This window comes from Symplocastrum torsivum (assembly GCF_059505465.1).
This window is the reverse complement of record NZ_JCACKQ010000045.1, coordinates 96,361-116,631: the sequence shown is the minus strand read 5'-3', so window position 1 is coordinate 116,631 and position 20,271 is coordinate 96,361. Positions and strand designations below refer to the sequence as shown.

Annotated in this window: 4 protein-coding genes; all 4 read right to left on the bottom strand. The window is 48.3% G+C overall.

What is annotated here, in order from left to right:
• Window positions 1-21: 21 nt before the first annotated feature.
• The 4 genes from AC5JL3_RS14240 to AC5JL3_RS14225 all read right to left on the bottom strand — a co-directional run bounded on the left by AC5JL3_RS14240 (window position 22) and on the right by AC5JL3_RS14225 (window position 20,270).
• The gene (locus AC5JL3_RS14240; RefSeq protein ID WP_496075097.1) at window positions 22-4,803 is read right to left on the bottom strand and encodes a condensation domain-containing protein; all 4,782 of its coding nucleotides are present in this window, start codon (window positions 4,801-4,803) and stop codon (window positions 22-24) included.
• A gap of 21 nt (window positions 4,804-4,824) precedes the next feature.
• Window positions 4,825-9,597, bottom strand: coding sequence for an amino acid adenylation domain-containing protein (locus AC5JL3_RS14235; protein WP_496075096.1), 4,773 nt, complete (start codon window positions 9,595-9,597; stop codon window positions 4,825-4,827).
• Between the two features lie 126 nt (window positions 9,598-9,723).
• Complete coding sequence (locus AC5JL3_RS14230) at window positions 9,724-15,429, bottom strand: amino acid adenylation domain-containing protein (RefSeq protein WP_496075095.1); 5,706 nt, start codon at window positions 15,427-15,429, stop codon at window positions 9,724-9,726.
• The gene (locus AC5JL3_RS14225; RefSeq protein ID WP_496075094.1) at window positions 15,426-20,270 is read right to left on the bottom strand and encodes an amino acid adenylation domain-containing protein; all 4,845 of its coding nucleotides are present in this window, start codon (window positions 20,268-20,270) and stop codon (window positions 15,426-15,428) included. Before AC5JL3_RS14225 ends, AC5JL3_RS14230 begins: the two co-directional genes overlap by 4 nt.
• Between the last annotated feature and the right edge of the window lies 1 nt (window position 20,271).

Below are 20,271 nucleotides of genomic sequence, written 5' to 3'. Positions count from 1 at the left end.
AGTTATTTACTTAGAATGAACTTAAACGTTACTGATAGACTTCCGCTTAGTCATTTTGAACTTCTGCCGACTAGCCTTTTCAATCTCTTTTTCTTGGATGAGTTGTTGTTGTTTATTGGCTTCAGCAAGGATTTCTGCGAGACTATTTATCTTAGTATTGGGGTTTGTAGTAATCTGTTTCAGAAGTAGTTCAAAATGTTCTGCTATGCGAGCGATGGTTTCTGGGTTGAATAAGTCTACTCTGTAGCCCAATGAACCCTTAAGACCTTCTTCGCTTTCCTCTAGCTCAAGCCTCAAATCGTGCTTTGCCCTGTCGCTGTCAATATTTAATGCAGCGATATTCAAATCTGGCAGATTTAAGGATGGTGTAGGAGTATTTTGGAGGACAAACCACACTTGGAATAGTGGGTTGTAGCCCGGATTCCGTTCAGGCTGCAATTCTTCTACTAGTTTCTCAAACGGTAAATCTTGATGAGTGTAAGCTTCTAAAGTGCGATCGCGTACTCGACCTAGCAATTCCCGGAAACTAGGATTATCAGACAAATCAGTACGCAGAACTAGGGTGTTGGCAAAAAATCCAATTAACCCCTCAAGTTCCGATCGCGTGCGGTTGGCAATCGGCGAGCCTACTATGATATCGTCTTGTCCACTCCAGCAGTACAGCAAGGTCTTGAATGCTGCTAAAAGGGTCATGAACAGGGTTACTCCTTCGCGGGAACTGAGGTTTTTGATGTCCTCGGTTAAGGGCTTTGGTAAGATAAGCGATCGCGCTGCACCCTGGAACGTTCTAAGTGTCGGTCGCGGTCTATCTGTCGGTAATTGCAGTAGAGGAGGAGCACCCTCTAGTTGTTGCTTCCAGTAGTTTAGTTGGGTCTTTAGCATCTCCCCCTGCAACCACTGCCTTTGCCAAACAGCAAAGTCTGCATATTGGATAGGGAGTTCAGTTAGTGGTAAAGGCTTCTTAGCACAGAACGCTTTATAGAGTTCTCCTATCTCTCGGATAAGTACTCCTACAGACCAAGCATCAGAAACGATATGGTGCATAGTGAGTAGTAACACGTACTCATTTTCATCGAGTTGCAGCAGCAAGCATCGCAGTAATGGACACTCGGCTAAGTTGAAGGGTCGATTTGCTTCTTCTTGAGCCAGATTTTGAACCTTAGTTTCTCGTTCTGTGGGAGGGAGCGAATGCAAATGTACCACTGGTAAGGTCAAAGTTGAGGCAGGTTCAACGACTTGAAACGGTTGCCCATCGACTGCAACAAACCGAGTTCGTAACACTTCATGACGCCTAACAATTTCGTTGAAACTTTGTTCCAGTGCTGTGACGTTGAGTAGACCTGTCAGGCGTACAGCGGCGTGAACGTTGTATAAAGGGCTGTTAGGCTCCAATTGGTTGAGCAGCCACAGCCGTTGTTGGGCGAAGGACAGGGGTAAGGCTTTGTCTCGTGAAACTGGCTCAAGAGGCGGAACGGCTAGTCCTGACCCAGCCTTTATCGCTGTTTCAATCTGCTCTCCTAATCCAGCAATAGTAGGTAACTCGAACAAACAGCGTAGGGGTAACTCTATCTGGAAGGTTTTATACAAGCGGGACATCACTTGGGTTGCCAGCAACGAGTGTCCACCCAAATGGAAAAAGTTGTCATGGATGCCAACCCGTTCGAGGTTCAGAACTTGAGACCAGATGCCAGACAATAACTCTTCTACAGGCGTGCGAGGTGCAACAAAAGCCTCGTCCAGTTCCGGTCTGAGTGTGTCGGGTGCGGGTAGCGATCGACGATCCACTTTACCGTTAGGCGTCAACGGCAGCGCCTCCAGTATCACAAAAGCCGATGGCACCATATACTCAGGCATTTGCCCTTTTAGGTAGTTTCGCAGTTCGCTGCTTGTGGGGGCTTGCTCGGAGTTGGGGACAATATAAGCGACCAACTGCTTGTCACCGAGTCGATCCTCCCGAACCAAAACTACCGTTTCCCGCACATTGGAGTATTGACCCAAGACTGTCTCAATTTCCCCTAGCTCGATGCGGAAGCCCCGAATCTTCACCTGATCGTCAATGCGCCCTAGATACTCAATCTCTCCATTTGGTAGATAACGTGCCAAGTCACCGGACTTATAAAGGCGATCGCTCGGATTTGTGCTAAAGGGATTGGAAATAAACCGCTCAGTAGTCAGTTCTGGGCAATTCAGATAGCCACGCGCCACGCCAGCACCACTAACGTACAATTCACCGGGAACGCCAATTGGCACTGGTGAGAAGTGTTTATCCAACAAATAGATATTCAAGTCTGGAATCGGACGACCGATAACACTGCCTGGAGATCCCCCCCAGCCCCCCTTAGTAAGGGGAGAGAATTCAGTTAAAGTCCCCCTTTTTAAGGGGGATTTAGGGGGAGCTGAATCTGACGGGGAAGTTTGAAAACACGCCCCAGTATCTGCTGCCGTCAAGGGGCGATAAGTCACATGTACGGTAGTTTCTGTAATGCCGTACATATTCACTAACTGAGGAGACTGGTCGCCGTGGCTGTCAAACCAGGGTTTCAAACTTTGGGGTTCCAACGCTTCTCCACCGAAGATAACCAAGCGCAAGCAAAAATTTTGGGCAGGACAACCCGCCGCTTGGTCGTCCGTATTAGCTGAAGACGGTTCTTCCCGCATCAGTTGACGAAAAGCTGAAGGCGTCTGATTGAGTACTGTCACCTGCTCTTGGCACAACAACTTGTAGAAGTCTCTGGGCGAACGGCTGACCAGGTAAGGCACTATTACTAATTTGCCACCGTGAAGCAAAGCACCCCAAAGTTCCCAAACCGAGAAGTCGAAGGCAATGGAGTGAAACAAAGTCCACACGTCCTGTTCATTAAAGTGAAACCAAGACTGAGTGGCTGCAAATAGTCGGGTGACATTCGCATGGTTGACTAAGACACCCTTGGGTTGACCTGTTGAGCCGGAGGTGTAGATGACATACGCTAGGTTCTCATCGGTGGACTGACTGATAGGGTTCTCCAGGCTTTCCTGAGAAATACTTTTCCAGTCTGTATCCAAGCAAACAACCTTGTTTTGATGTTCTGGCAACCTCCTCACCAGTTGCTGCTGAGTCAGTAAGATTGATACCTGAGCATCCTGCAAAATGAAAGCTAGGCGCTCCGGTGGATAGGCTAAGTCAAGCGGGAGATAAGCGCCATCTGCTTTGAGGATGCCCAAAATTCCGACTACCAAATCAATTGACCGCTCAACATAAATTCCTACTAGCACCTCTGGTTCCACACCCAACTTTTGCAGGTAGTGGGCGATTTTGTTTGCCCGCTCGTTCAGTTCGCGGTAGGTTAGATGCTCGCCTTCAAAAACGACTGCGATCGCATCGGGTGTCCGTTCTACCTGAGCTTCAAACAACTGATGGATGCACTGACCTTGAGAATAGTTAGCTTGAGTGCGATTCCACTCCACCAGTAGCTGATGCTGTTCAGCTTGTGTCAATATCTGCAAGTCCTTTAGGCGCTGCTCAGGATTGGCAACCATCCCTTCTAGCAACGTTTGGAAATGCCCTAACATTCGGGTAATCGTGGCGGCATCAAATTGTTGGCAATCATACCAAATATCTAATGACAGCTCTGAACCACTCCCTACCACCACAGTCAAGGGGTAGTTTATTGATTCCACAAAACGAAATTCCCGCATATCCAGGCTTTCGCTTTGCTGCGCTAAGGAAGAGTCCACAGGGTAGTTTTCAAAAACCAAAATACTCTCGAATAACGGCATCCCCCGTGGTATGTCACTCCAGGCTTGGACTTCTACTAAGGGGCTGTACTCATACTGTCGAGCCTCGATTTGTTGAGCTTGTAGTTTCTTTAGCCAAGGTAGAAGAAACTCCTCAGAAGGAACGCTGACTCGTACTGGAAGGGTATTAATAAAAACACCCACCATATTCTCAACTCCCGCTAGGTCTGTCGGACGACCCGAAGAAGTTGCCCCAAACAGGATATCTTCCTCGCCACTGTAACGACTCAAGAGTAAAGCGAAGGCTCCTTGCACGAGAGTGTTTAGAGTTAGCTGATGCTGCTGCGCCAGAGTCTTGAGGGCAGATGTTGTCGCTTCAGATAGTTGGATTTGCTGCTCATCCTGGTCTTCCTGTCCGCTAGGGGAGTCTCCAGAATTTCGCTCTACTTTTAAGGGAGTAGGTGTAGTAAAACCTTTGAGAGTACGCCGCCAAAAAGCCTCGGCTTGAGACAAATCTTGCTGCCGCAACCAAGCAATATAATTTGCGTAAGGTCTGCTGGGGAGCAATGGCAAATTTTGACCTTGTTGTAGTGCTGAGTAAATATCAAAAACGTCCTTGAAAACTACGGCTGTTGACCACCCATCTAGAATCAGATGGTGTTTGCTCCAGAAAAACTTGTACTTATCCTCAGCGAGTTGAATCAGCGTCAGTCGCATCAACGGTGGTTTGTTGATGTCAAAATCCCGTTTGCGATCGCCTTTTAGGAAATTCTCTAACAACTCGTGTTGCTCAGTTGACGAAACTTCTTGCCAATCGTACTGCTCCCAAGGCAAGTTTACAGACCGATAAACAACCTGAAAGGGTTGGTCGCGACGTTCCCAATGAAAAGAGGTACGCAATACTGGATGTCGCTCTATTACTAACTGCCAAGCTTTCTTTAGCAGTGAAACATCGAGGGAGTTGCTAAAGGTACAACTAATCTGAGCGACATATACTCCTGACTTGGGTGTATAGAGGGTGTGGAAGAGTATGCCCTGCTGCGTAGGCGACAGGGGATAAATGTCTTCAATATTTTTTCTATTGTCCATTTATAGTCACCTACTGATTGGCTAGAGTTCTGCAAGGAGTTCGTCAAGCTCTTTCGGGCTAAACTGCATTTGAGGAAAGTCTGAGGGTGTGTACCCTCCAGCTTCGGGAGACTGACAGTGAGTAATAAGCGATCGCAACGCTTCAACAAAACTCTCAGCTAGATTCTCAATCGTGCTTCGGTGATGAATCTTCTCGCTATAGCTCCAATCCAATCGAAGCTGACCTGAAACAATCAATCCATTAATCACCAGCAAGCGATTTCGGCTTCCCCGCAGACTGCGTTCTTGTCCGCAAGATTCTTCAGCAGGTGCAAACAGCGAGGATTCCGATAAAACTTGGTCAAACTGCCCCAAATAGTTGAATTTCACTTCCGGTTGCTGCAACGCTTGCAGTTGCTCCGTCAATTCCCGGTTTTCGTTCAGATAGCGTAGCACGCCATAACCAATGCCTCGATTCGGAATACGGCGCAGTTGCTCTTTAACTGCCTTGAGCGCTTCTCCAGGGTTAGACGCTTCCCCAATATCCAACAGCACTGGGAAGTGGGTGGTAAACCAGCCGACTGTACGCGATAGGTTGACATCGTTGAAAATATCTTCTCGTCCGTGACCCTCTAATTCAACTAATAGCGATCGCTCACCCGTCCATCGTGCAAATGATTGTGCGAGTGCCGTTAGCAATATGTCGTTGATTTGTGTTCGATAGGCGGCTGGGACTTCCTGGAGTAGAGCTTGAGTTTCTTCTACACTCAGAGCGATCGATACCGTTTTTTCTGAAGCCACTGTGTTATCACAATCTTGCAAGAGAGACCTCTCCCCCAGCCCCTCTCCTACAAGGAGAGGGGAGTCCGACTCCCCCATTCCCTCGTAGGGAACCGGAGCTTTAGTGAGGAGGGCTGGGGGGGTTAGGTCAGCCTTATCTGAGTAGTATTCAGTGTTGTCGCCTCCTGCATAGTCCACTGGCAAGCGGGGAACTGATTTTTGAGCTTGAGCCAACCAATAGTCTTGCTCTTGCCGAACAACTTCTGACTGCGCGTACTCTCTCAATCGTTCCGCCCAATGCTTGAACGAAGTCGTTTTGGATGGTAGTGCAATTGCTTCACCTCGACTTAGCTGTTCGTAAGCAGTTTGGAGGTCTTCCAGCAAAATTCGCCAGGAGACACCATCAATGACTAAGTGGTGAATGACAATGAGCAGGCGCTGAGAATCACCCAAGTCAAACAGAGCAACCCGCATCAGCGGTTTTTCTGCCAGATTTAGGCTGGTTTGGAGTTCAGTCGCTGCTTCCTCAATAGCCGCTTTATGCTGCTCTGGTGATACTGCCGATAAATCCAGGCATTGAAATGGCACCATCCCGTTGGAATCAGCATTAATCTGTTTCCATCCCGATTCCGCCTTAACAAAACACAGGCGTAGCGCATCGTGATGTTCTAGCAATCCATGTAAAACCTTCTGCAATAGCGCTGGGTCGATCACTTGACGCACTTGCAGCAAAACAGCTTGGTTCCAGTGGTGGGAGTCAGGCTGATTTTGTTCAAAGAACCAGTGCTGAATTGGGGTGAGAGGTACTGAACCCGTTACCATCCCTTGTTCTGCCATAACACCCTGATTCAGGCTAGCCACGGCTGCGAGTTCGGCAATGGTCTGGTTTTCAAAAAGCTGCTTGGGAGCAAGTTCTATGCCATCTTGATGCGCTCTAGCAACGATTTGAATACTAATAATGGAATCGCCGCCTAATTCAAAGAAGTTGTCGTGAATGCCAACTTGCTCAGCCTTGAGGACTTCCGCCCAGAGGTTTGCCAGTTTTTCCTCTAAAGGAGTGCGCGGTGCGACATAGGTGTCTTTCAACTCAGGTCTAGACGCATCCGGTGCTGGCAGCATTTGGCGATTGACTTTGCCATTGGGTGTCAACGGTAGAGCCTTGAGCTGCACGAAGAAAGACGGCACCATATATTCTGGCAACCACTCTAGCAGGAAGCTTCGCAACTCGCTGCTAGCTGGAGCCGATTTGTGTTTGGGTACTACATAACCAACTAAGCGCTTGTTGCCTGGTTCATCTTCCTGCGCTATGACGACGGTTTCACTGACGCCAGGGTGTTTCATCAATGCGGCTTCAATCTCTCCTAGCTCAATGCGAAAGCCGTGTATCTTGACTTGGTTGTCAATTCGTCTGAGAAATTCAAGAGTTCCGTCGGGTAAGTAACGAGCTAAATCCCCGGTTTTGTAAAGCCGCTCTCCAGGAATAAAAGGATTATTGACGAATTTCTCGGCAGTCAGTTCTGGTCGATGTAGATAGCCTCGTGCTAACCCTGCACCACCAATATGCAATTCTCCTGGTACGCCAATGGGGACGGGTTGCCCTTCAGAGTCGAGCAGATAGATTTGAGTGTTGGCAATGGGACGACCAATGGGAACTGTAGCAGAGAATTTGGCAACGGATTTTGATTCCTCCTCGTTAAAAAGAGGGGTAGATGTAGCGGATGGATTGTTGGTTATTGGATAGGTGAGAACGCCGATAGTGGCTTCGGTTGGGCCGTAGTGGTTGAGAATTTGGCACTCTGGTGCTAGCTGCTGAATCTGTCTGATTAAGTCCCAACTACAAGCTTCACCTCCGAGTACTAGTCGCTGGCGAGGTAGAATTTGCTGGGGATTTTCACAAGTCAGTAAGGCTTTCAGGTGAGACGGAACAATCTTGAGGCAGTCGATGGGATGGCGCTGGAAGTAATCGGCTAAGGCTTGCGGATCGGAAGCGCGATCGCTAGATAGTATATGCAAACATCCACCACTGCACAAGGCTGGAAAGATTACCGTTTTACCCAAATCAGCAGCAAAGGTGGACACTGTCGCATAACTGGCACCTGTGGGAAGATTGAGGATTTCCTGGATGCTGTACAGGTAGTTGAGGAGTTGCTGGTGTTCGATCGCAACGCCTTTGGGAACACCAGTAGAACCAGAGGTGTAGATGACGTAGGCTAAGTTCTCTGGTTTAACGTTGCTAGCCGGATTGCGATCGCATTCTCGATCTATTTTCTCCCAGTCTGTATCTAGACAAATGATTGTTCTTTGTTCTTGGTTGTTCGTCAGAAGTTCTTTGCTTTTAACTAACGATGTTTGGCTAAGGAGCAATGACACTTGAGCATCTTGCAACCGAAGCGCAATGCCAGAAGGGGGCAAAGTGGGGTCTAGGGGAAGGTATGCTCCCCCAGCTTTGAGAATGCCAAGCAGTCCTATAATCAGGTCAATTGAGCGTTCTACAAGTAGCCCCACTAACATATCCGGCTTAACACCTAGTTGCTGTAGGTAATGGGCTAGTTTGTTAGCACGGGTATTGAGTTCGCGGTAGGTTAATGCTTGCTCTTCAAAGACAACGGCAATATTATCTGGTGTTCTCGCGGCTTGGTCTTCAAATAGTTTGTGAATGCAGGTTTTTTTTGGATAATCGACAGCCGTGTGATTGAACTCCACTAATAGCTGCTGTCGTTCGCGATCGCTCAAAATATTTAGCTTAATCGCAGCCGCTTCTGGATTACTGACAAGGCTTTCTACTAAGGTATAAAACCGTTCTGCCAGACGTTTAATATCATCTTCTAAAAAATAACTTTTCTCGTATTGAAATGCAGCTACTATTGAGTCATCGTAACGATTGCAGGAAAGTTTTACTTTGAATCGGTCGAGACAGATGTAGTGTTTGTACAGTGAAAAATGCACAGCAGCTTCCGAGTCTTGAGATGACCATTCTTCATACTCAAAGCCAAAAGGTAAAAATCCTATATCCGTATCATGCTCGGTATCTGTAAAGTACTCTTGCCATTCGTAAGCATCATGAACCGATTGATTAACTTGACTTAAGATTTCACTAAATTTGGAGTGAGTCTCGAAGTAGCAAGTTAAGGGTAAATACTTGGCGAATAATCCTAGCGATCGCTCTAACTCTTCATAGGGGCGACCATCGAATGTAGTACCGATGATAATATTTTGCTGCCCTGTCAGCCGCCACAGCAGAATCTGCCAACACGTTAGCAATACTGTAGAAACCGAAGTCTCGTGTTTCTGCGTTAGTGCTTCGATTTTGGCAGCAATATCAGGCTCAAGCTTACACTCAATAGAATTGAATTCAAAATTGGCTGGGATATCACTGAGTTTGTTTTCAAAAGGCAAAGTTAACGGTGTCAGCCCAGAAAAATCTTGCTTCTCCCAGTACTTTTTACCAGCTAATCCATCCTCATCTTCAAGTAATTGATTCTGCCATTCAGAAAATTGGACGTATTGCACAATTTCATCTTCATCAGGCAATGTCTCCCCTTGAAGAGAAGCGATGTAAGACTGGCAAATCTCCTCAACTAGATTTTTTAATGTTTTACTATCAGCACAAATGACAGGCAGGCTGATGAGCAAAATATATTTTTGGGCTGACAGTATCAGCAGGCAGAAACGCAATAAAGGATTTTGAACAAAATCGAAGGCTTGCTGTCTTTCTTTCTGAAGGATTTCCTCGATTTTGGATTCTTGTTGCTTGGAACCTAAATTACTTAGATTGATGTCACGGCAAGAGAGAACACTACTATCCGCTACAACTTGAATAGGCGCTTTAATTCCTGGCTTGCGCCGAAAGGTTGTCCGCAAAATCTCATGTCGATTGATTACATTTTGCAGGGCTACTTTTAGGACTTCTCGATTGAGATTGCCTTCGATGAGGATAGCACCTTGGATCTGATAAGCAAGACTATCTTGCTGTAACGACCATAGTCGTTTTTGTTGAGGGGAAAGTTGAAATCCCTCAATTATTTTAACTGTCATTGATTTCTCCAACTCTTTGTGTCTTCTCTTGTTTCGTTATTAAGACAACAAAGGATTTGAAATAGAGTACAAGTCAAAGATTACTGACTTAATAGTACTACAAAATCCTAGTTGAGATGTAAAGGTTTAAAGATTTATCATTTCTCCCATTGCTACTACGATTTTTCGTGAGCCAACATAAGGATTGCGACCATGTGCAGTCAACATATTATCTAACATCAGGATGTCTCCTTTTTGCCAAGGGAAACTGACTTGCGATCGCTGATAGATTTCAGTAATTTCTTGGATAACTGACTCTTCTAGGGGAGAACCATCACCGTAACAAACGTTACGTGGTAGCTTTTCTTCCCCAAATAGCGATAACAAAGAATCTCGAACGGCTGGGTCTAAGAAAGATAGGTGATGCAACTGGATTTGATTGAAAAAGACTAGTTCGCCAGTTTTTTGGTGTTTTGTGATCGCGGGTCGAATTTGACGAGTTCTTAACCCATTTTCTGGAAGCCATTCAAAATCAATTCCAGCTTTAGAGCAATACTCTTCAACCACTGCTTTATCCGTGGTTCTGAAGAAATCTTGCCAACTTACATCTAGCCCTTCGATGTAGTTGCGAACATACATGAGTTGCTTGGTAGCCAATTGTTCTCGCAGTTTTGGATCGAGAAGCTGATACATCTTGCGGCAATCTACAATTGGCGTTTCTCCACCTTGCTGTGCGGGTTGGACGCAGAAAAACCAAATTTTCAGAGGAAAACGTTGCAGGTGGGAGCTTTCGTTGTGGAACAAAATTGCTTTGTCTGCTGGGTATGGAGTGGAGCCATAGACTTTACCCTCAACGCCCTCTCGTGGTAAGTCGCCATACTCACCGAATAACTCTGGACAAATAGCTTGAGCAACAGTTTCAAACTCAGTCGCTGAATTAATATTAAAGCCTCGGAAAAGAATCGCTCCGTGTTTAAGTAACTGGGTTTCTATGAATTCCCGATGGCTTTTTGCCCAATCTACAAAATCAATATCTTCACCCGTTGGTTGGACGACTAACGGTAGAGTTTCGCCTTGGGTTAGGTAATCAGTTTTTACCAAATCTCCTTGAGGTAAACTTACCGCCTTGGGTTTAACGCTTTTGAATTTGTTGAATTTAGCCTTTTTGCGTTGTTCTTGTTCTAGAATTTGCTGTTGTTTTTCAGTTTCAGAGAGCATTTCTAGTGCCTTGATTGGAGTATCGGGGTGCTTAACAATGTTGCCTAATAGCGTTTCAAACTGACCTGACATACGAGTGATGGTGGACGCATCAAACAGGTCGGTGCTGTAATTCCAAGTCCCAATAAGTCCTTGCTCGGTTTCTTCCATAAACAGAGCTAAATCAAACTTCGCCGTTCCAGTTTCAATCTCGATGGGAGTAAGGGTAAGCCTTGAAAGTTCCAAACTAGGCATTGGAGCATTTTGGAGGACAAACAACACCTGAAATAGAGGGGTATAGTTGAGATTCCGCTCTGCGCCTAGAGCCTCTACTAACTTCGCGAAGGGCATGTCTTGGTGGGCATAGGCTCCTAACGTGACTTCGCGCACCCGACGCAGCAACTCCCGGAAACTGGGGTTGCCTGATAAGTCAGTCCGCAAGACGAGAAGGTTGACGAAGAAACCAATGAGTGGTTCTAGTTCGCTGCGGTTGCGGTTGGCGACATCGGTGCCAACAACGATATCGTCCTGATTGGTGTAACGGGACAGCAGCGTCTGAAAGGCAGCCAGCAGGAGCATGAATAGAGTAACTCCCTCCTGGCGACTGAGGATAGCGATCGCATCACTCAAGTCTTTCGAGATTACAAAGCGAGTGGTGACACCTCGAAACGTCTGAACGGCTGGGCGCGATCGATCCGTGGGTAACTTGAGTGTAGCGGGAGCACCAGCTAAATGCTGTTTCCAGTAACTTAGTTGAGCATCTAGCGCTTTCTGGAGCAACCATTGCCTCTGCCAAACCGCAAAGTCTGCATATTGAATGGGCAATTCTGGGAGGGGAGAGGGTTTCCCGCAGGAAAATGCTTCGTAGAGTGCTGCTACTTCCCCGACGAGTACCCCCATTGACCAACCATCACTAACGATGTGGTGCATTGTTAAGAGTACGATATGCTCGGTTTCGCCTAATTGCAGCAGCGTTGCTCGCAGTAGTGAATCTCGCTCCAAGTCGAACGGGCATTGAGCCTCCTTGACGGCGAGTTGCTGAACTTTAGCCTGTTGCTCGACTTCCGGTAACTCACGCAAATCTACTATCGGTAGCGGTAGAGTCAGGTAGGGTGCGATAACCTGAATGGGTTGCTCGTTCCCCATCGCAAAGGTAGTGCGTAAGGCTTCGTGGCGGCGGACAATTTCGTTCAAGCTCTGCTGTAATGCTTGCACGTTCAGCACTCCAGTCAGGCGCACAGCAGCCGGAATATTGTAAGCACAGTTACCGGGAGCGATGCGATCGAGGAACCACAGCCGTGCTTGAGCAAAGGACAAGGGCAACTCCTCAGAACGCGAAACGGGTACTAAGGGCAGCGCGTGTCGTTCTGATTCAGTTTGACGGGTTGCCTCAATGCGATCGCTTAGTTCGGCTATAGTTGGCGATTCAAACAGGCAGCGCAAGGGTAACTCCGCCTGAAATGTATCTCGTATCCGGGAAATTAACTGAGTGGCTAGTAGAGAATGTCCTCCCAATTCAAAGAAATTATCGTTGATGCCAACTTGTTCTAGATTGAAGACTTCTGCCCAAAGGTTTGTCAGCACTTCCTCAACTGGAGTTCGAGGTGCAACAAAGACTGTTTCTCCTGCCAGCGTCGTTGCGTCTGGTGCGGGTAAGGTGCGGCGATCTAGTTTGCCGTTGGGTGTCAGTGGTAGAGCAGAAAGCAGCACAAAGGCAGAAGGAACCATGTAGTCAGGTAGCTGCTTTTTCAGGAAGTCCCGCAACTCACTCAATTTTGGATTTTGCTCCCCCCTTACTAAGGGGATGGGGGGGGTGGATTTTGGATTGGGGGATTGCTCGTTAAGGACAACGTAGGCGACTAGGCGCTGGAGTCCGGGGCTATCCTCCCTGGCTAGAACAACTGCCTGTTCCACGCCTGGGTATTGAGCCAAGGCAGTTTCGATTTCTCCCAGTTCAATTCGGAAGCCGCGAATTTTTACCTGATAGTCAATTCTCCCCAAGTATTCGATGTCTCCGTTAGGGAGATAACGCGCCAAGTCTCCAGTTTTATAAAGTCGCGCCTCTGGTTGCTTGCTAAAAGGATTGGATATAAACCGTTCGGCAGTGAGTTCGGGGCGATTGAGATAGCCACGGGCTACTCCTGCGCCACCGATGTAGAGTTCGCCGGGAACTCCCATAGGAGTGGGTTGCAAGCGGTGGTCTAGTATGTAAACTTGAGTGTTTGCGATCGCACGACCAATGGGAACCGCCCCATCTCCAGACTTTACCTGATAGAGGGTAGACCAGATGGTCGTCTCTGTTGGCCCGTACAAGTTCCAGAGAGAATCGCAGCGAGTCAGCAACTGATTCGCTAATTCCCGTGATAAAGCCTCACCCCCGCAAAGTATTTTTAGCGGCTTGTTACCCTGCCATCCAGCCGCTAGCAGCATTCGCCAAGTTGCAGGCGTTGCTTGCATCACCGTAGCGCCGGAGTGAGTCAGCAACTCTGACAACCGAATGCCATCAGCCGCTACTTCCCGACTAGCGATGACCACACGGGCACCGACAATTAGGGGTAAGTAAAGTTCTAAGCCAGCAATATCAAAAGATAGCGTGGTGACAGCAAGGAGTATATCTTGCTCACTCAGTCCCGGAGCAAGACGCATGGAACATAGGAAGTTAACAAGCGCACGATGCGAAATTTGAACGCCCTTGGGCTTTCCTGTAGAACCAGAGGTATAAATTACATACGCCAAGTTGGAAGAATTTAGGCTTTTGACTCCCCCCGTTGACTCCCCTGTGTCCCTCAAGGATAAAAGCTTTTCCTTGTACTCCCCCCTTGGCAAGGGGGGTTGGGGGGGTGAATTTTGGATTAAGCTGCGATCGCTGGCTTGTATTATTTCCCAGTCAGCATCCAGGCAGACGATTTTGGCTGTGTGTTCGGGAAGTATTTCTAAAAGGCGCTGTTGAGTCAGCAGCACCGAAACCTGAGCATCCTCCAACATGAAAGCCAATCGCTCTTTAGGATAGGCAGGGTCTAAGGGAACGTAAGCGCCGCCAGCTTTGAGAATGCCGAGGATGCCGATAATCATATCAAGCGATCGCTCCACACAAATTCCCACCAGCACTTCTGGCTCCACGCCCAGTTTTTGCAAGTCGTGTGCTAGCTGATTCGCCCTCGCGTTGAGTTCTTGATACGTTAGTTGCTGGTCTTCAAAGACTGCGGCAATGGCGTTGGGGGTTCGCTCGACTTGCGCTTCAAAGAGTTGGTGAAGGCATGAATCTTGGGGATATTCAGCTTGAGTCTCATTCCACGCTTCTAGCAGTTGATGCCGTTCGGCTTCGGTCAACAGCGATAACTCACAAAGGCGCTGCTTTGGATTGGCAACCATGTTTTCCAGCACGGTTTGGAAGTGACCTAACATTCGGGTAATGGTTGCACTATCAAACCGATGGCAATCGTACAAAACCTTCAGCACCAACTCCGAACCGGGTAATGCGATCGCAGTTAGGGGATAGTTTGTCTGTTCAAACGCACGAACATTACCAATCTCTAGGTCTGCAACTCGCTCCCTATGGTGTGCCTCTACGGGATAGTTCTCAAAAACTACAATACTCTCAAACAAAGGCATATCCCTAGGGACATCACTCCATCCCTGTATATCCACGAGCGAACTATATTCGTACTGACGCGCCTCAGTTTGTTGGGCTTGGAGTTGCTGTAGCCAGGTCACAAGAGACTCTTCAGAAGCGACCTGCACTCGTATCGGTAGGGTATTAATAAACAGTCCCACCATAGACTCTACTTTGGCTAGGGCAGACGAACGACCAGAGACGGTCGCCCCAAATACCACGTCTTCCTCACCGCTATAGCGACTTAAAAGCAAAGCCCAGGCTCCCTGCACTAGGGTATTCAGCGTTAGACGTTGCTGCTGTCCTAGTGACTGTAATGCTGCTGTTGTTTTGGCTGATAGCCTAATTTCCTGCTCCTCGTAGTCTTCCTTCTGGTCGGGCAACGTCCGAAAAACCTGGTCTACGCTTAAGGGTGTTGGAGCTGTAAAACCCTTAAGCTTCTCCCGCCAAAAAGCTTCTGCCTGAGACAAATCCTGCTGCTGTAACCAGGCGATGTAGTCGCGGTAAGGACGGGGGCGTTCTAAGGAGAGTTGCTGACCTTGGCAAAAGGCTTCATAGTAGGCAATGACTTCCTTAAAGATTAACTGAGTAGACCAGCCATCAAGCAGTAAGTGGTGATGGCTCCAAATCAAGTGATAGGTAGCCTCTGTTAGCTGGATTAGGGTTAAGCGCATCAGCGGAGCCTTAGACAGCTCAAAGCCTTGCTTTCGCTCTGCTCGTAGTAAATTCTTCAGCCGTGCTTGTTGCTCTATGGGGCTGATTCCCTGCCAGTTGTGCTCTTCCCAGGGGAGTTTTACCTGCCGACCCACTACTTGCAGTGGCTTCTTAAGCTTTTCCCAGACAAAGGCAGTTCGTAAGATTGAATGCCGATCTATCACTTGCTGCCAAGCTTGGGTAAATGCCGAAACGTTCAACGTTCCAGACAGGTCAAAGCTCATTTGTTCGACATACACCCCAGATGATGGAGCATAAAGGCTGTGGAACAGTATTCCCTGTTGCAAAGAAGTTAAAGGATAGGCGTCTTCAACAGTTTTGACACTCATCGGATTGCTCCTCCTTCAAACTCAACCATGCCCAATACTGCATCGAGTTCGTCTTGTCCAAGCTGTGCCAGTGGGAAGTCTGAAGGGGTAAAGCCGCCTGCATCAGAAGACTGACAGTGGGCGATAAGCGATCGCAACGCTTCCACAAAACTCTCTGCCAGCCTCTCAACGGTGACTCGTTTATGAATAGTCTCGCTGTACGTCCAATGCAATTGCAGTTGGTTCTTCACCACCAGCCCGTTCACTTCTAACAAATAGCCGCGACTTCCCTTGAGGCTATGAGCAGTTCCGCTAGACTCGTTTGCCAGTAGAAACAGAGGCGATCCTGACAAAACGCGATCAACCTGACCCAGGTAGTTGAAAAGTATCTCAGCTTGGGGACGTTCGCGCAGTTTCGTGGTAATTTCCGTGCGATCGCTAAGATAGCGCAGCAAACCGTAGCCAATACCTCGATTGGGAATGCAGCGTAGCTGTTCCTTAACTGATTTCAATGCCTCCCCTGGATGAGAACTCTCCTCCAGATTCAACAGGATGGGGAATACAGTCGTAAACCAACCTACCGTGTGCGATAGATCCACATCCTCGAATAGTTCTTCTCGCCCATGTCCCTCTAAATCAACGAGCAGAGACGGCGAACCCGTCCACTGGGCAAAAACTTGCACCAAGGCAGTCAGTAGCACGTCGTTAATTTGGGTATTGTAGGCTTGCGGTACGTCTTGTAGCAGAGCTTGGGTTTCCTCTGCGCTGAGCGACACTGATAGGGTGCGGGCTGAAGCCTCGGTGTTGTCACCCTCCAGATAGTCTACTGGTAGCGGGGAGACTTGCGTGTGGGATTCGGTAAGCCAATAGTTCAGCTCTTGCTCTAGCGTTCCCGATTTCGCGTATTGAGTCAGTCGCTCTGCCCAATCCTTGAAAGAGGTCGTCTTCGGTGGTAGATGAACGCTTTCTCCACGACTGAGTTGCTGGTAAGCCGTCTGTAAATCCTCCAGCAAAATCCGCCACGAGACACCATCGACCGCCAGATGGTGGATGACGAGTAGCAAACGCCCCGGTTTGTTAGCTCCAAGGTCAAACAGAGCGACCCGCACTAACGAACCCTCAGACAGATTTAAACTAGCCTGCAATTGGGCTGCTGCCGCTTCAATTGCCGCTCCCTGCTCCGATTCCGACAGCGCTGACAAATCCACCTGTGTTAAGGATACGGATTTAACAAAACCAGCGTTCACTTGTTGCCAATGGGATGCCTGCCGCTCAAAACACAAACGGAGTGCATCATGGTGTACCAACAGGTGCTGCACTGCCTTATCTAATACCTCTGGGTTCAGCGCTTGCCGCAATTCCAGCAAAACGGCTTGGTTCCAGTGGTGCGGTTCTGGAAGATCCTGCTCAAAAAACCAGTGTTGGATAGGAGTGAGAGGCACTACACCCGTTACTAAGCCCTGTTCTGCCTGCGGTGTCTGGGTTGTACCCGCCACTTCAGCTAACTCAGCAATTGTCTGGTACTGAAACAGGTGCTTGGGGGCAAGCTTAAGACCTGCCTGATTAGCTTTGGAAATAATTTGCAGGCTGAGGATAGAATCTCCACCTAGCTCAAAGAAGTTGTCTTCTACTCCGACCAACTCCCGTCTCAGAACATCGCTCCAGATGCTGGCTAGCACTTTCTCGACAGCAGTACGAGGCGGCACAAAGGTTTTTTCTAACTCGGATTTGCCTGTGTCAGGGTCAGGTAGTGCGTGACGAGCCACTTTGCCGCTGGGTAAGAGCGGTAGAGCATCCAGCATCACGAAAACCGTTGGCAGCATATACTGAGGCAGCTTCTTCTCTAGGAAGCGGCGCAGTTCTGTAGTCGTTAGTATCTGCTCTGGTTGAAGAACGACATAGGCTATCAAGCGTTTATTCCCTGGTTCATCCTCCCGAACTACCACGACAGTTTCTCTGATACCTGGGTGTTGGCTCAGTACCGCCTCAATCTCACCCAACTCGATGCGAAAGCCTCGGATTTTCACTTGGTCGTCAATGCGTCCGATGAGTTCAATCTCCCCACTGGGCAGATATCGGGCTAAGTCTCCGGTTTTATAGAGGCGTCTTGAATAAGAGTTTTCTTCTAACTCAGAACTCTCTAAATTAGACTTCTTGCCTGAATTGGAATTACCCTCCTTAATCTCCCCTTGGTAAGGGGGGGCTTTAGGAGGAGTCTTCTGGATTTGTGCAAGCGGTATATTGATGAATTTCTCGGCAGTTAATTCTGGTCGATTTAGATAGCCGCGTGCTAACCCTGCACCACCAATGTAAAGTTCGCCTGGTACTCCAATCGGGGTGGGTTGCAGGTAAGGGTCTAGCACGTAAACCTGAACATTAGGAATAGCACGCCCAATCGGTACTTCTCGCAATCTGGCGTCCACTTCTGCCATCTTCGACAGATTGCTCATTGTTGCCACGATAGTCGCTTCCGTAGGACCGTAAGAATTCACGAGTTGTACTCGTTTGCCCACCTGCTTCTGCCACATTGCTAGCCGCTCCGGAAGCGCCCGTTCTCCACCAATAATCACCAAACGCAGTTGATCGGGTAGCTGCAACCGTTTCTCAGATAATTCGACAGTGAGTTGATGCCAGAAAGCTGTCGGCAAGTCCAATACAGTTATCGACTTTTCACGGCATTGTTGTAAAAATGCTGGTACTGAATTCAACATGGAATCAGTACGCAGCACTAGGGTTGCGCCTTGTGCTAGGCAGGGAAATATTTCTTCGGCTGCGGCATCAAAACTAATCGATGCAAATTGTAAGATGCGCTCGCTAGATGAGATTGAATATTCAACACTTGCGGTCTGGGTGTAGTTCACTAAAGACTGATGTTGAATCATCACCCCCTTGGGTTGTCCTGTCGATCCTGACGTATAAATCACATAAGCCAGATTCTCAGATGTAGCGCTGTTAACAAGATTCTCCAAACTCTCTCGGTGAATTACCTCCCAATCTGCATCCAAGCAAACGACCTGAGTTTTGTTTTCAGGGAGCCATTCCTTCAACCGCTCTTGGGTTAACAACAACGAGATCTGAGCATCCTCCATCATGAAAGCCAGACGCTCTTGCGGATACGCTGGATCTAGTGGTAGATAAGCTCCACCCGCTTTGAGAATTCCCAGAATCCCGACCACCATCTCTAGGGAACGCTCTACACAGATGCCGACAAGTACCTCTGGCTTGACACCCAACTTTTGCAAGTGGTGTGCCACTCTATTTGCCCGTTGATTCAGTTCCCGGTAGCTCAGGTACTCGTCTTCAAATACCACCGCGATCGCATCGGGCGAGTGTTCCACCTGAGCCTCAAACAACTCGTGAATGCATCGCTCCTGCGGATAGTTTGTCTGGGTACCATTCCACGCCACCAGCACCTGATGCTGTTCTGTTGCTGTGAGTAGGGGCAACTCAAACAGGCGCTGTTCGGGATTGGCAACAATCCCTGAGAGCAGCGTTTGCAAATGCTCTGCCATCCGAGCAATGGTAGCTGCATCGAACAAGTCAGTACTATATTCCAGCGTTCCAACCAGTTCTCCTCTTACTTCTGTGACATACAGGGTCAAATCAAAATCCGTGGTGTCTTTGTTGCTTGTCAGGGGACTCCAAGTCAAATCCGACAGCTCTAATGCAGACATCGATACGTTGTCTTGCATGACAAACATCACCTGGAACAGAGGCGTGTAGCTCAGGTTTCGCTCTGGTTGGAGTTCCTCAACGAGCTTCTCAAATGGCAAATCTTGGTGGGCATACGCTCCTAATGTGACCTCGCGCACTCGACGCAGCAGCGCTCGAAACGTGGGATTGCCAGACAACTCAGTTCGCAGGACTAGGGTATTGACAAAACAACCAATCAGCCCTTCTATTTCCGCTCGATTGCGGTTGGCAATAGGCGAACCCACTACAACATCCTCGCTTCCCGTGTAGCGGTATAGCAGTGTCTTGAACGCTGCCAGCAGAATCATGAAGAGCGTGGCATCTTCTTTTTGGCTCAGTACCTTGAGTGCTTCAGTGAGTTCGGCAGTCAAGGAAAAGGATTGACTCGCACCTCGGAAGGTAGCAACGGCGGGTCGGGGGTGATCTGTCGGCAACTGGAGGATGGGAAGATGACCGCCCAATTGCTGTTTCCAGTAGGAGAGTTGATTCTGGAGTACATCTCCCTGCAACCACTGCTGCTGCCAAAGAGCGAAGTCTGCATACTGGATTGGGAGTTCTGGCAAGGGTGAGGGATGGTTGTGGTTGAAGGCTTCGTAAAGCGCAGTTAGTTCTCGAATCAGTATTCCGATTGACCAGTCATCAGAGACGAGGTGATGGATGGTGAATAGGACTATATACTCGGTTTCATTCAACCGTAGCAGTGTAGCTCGTAATAAGCGATCGCATTCCAAATTAAACGGTCGTTTTGCTTCCTCACGAGCTAACCTTAAGACTTCAGCTTCTCGCGCAACGTCAGAGAATTCCTGTAAGTTCACCAGGGGTAAGGTTAAGGTCGAGGTCGGTGCGATCGCCTGAAAGGGTTGCCCATCAACTTTGACAACATTGGTGCGTAAGGCTTCGTGACGCTTGATGATTTCATTCAAACTCTGCTCAAACGCCGCCACATTGAGTGACCCTTTCAGGCGAAGGGCAGTAGAGATATTGAACAAAGGGCTGCCTGACATTAACTCATCGAGAAACCACAGCCTTGCTTGAGCAAAGGATAGTGGAACAGGGTCGCTACTGTTTCTGCGAGAAATCCGTTCAATAGGCGAAGAATCTACCCCTTTTTCTTGAAGCAACACCTCAAGCAGCGCACGCCGTTTAGCAGAAAGCTTTAAAGAACTCATT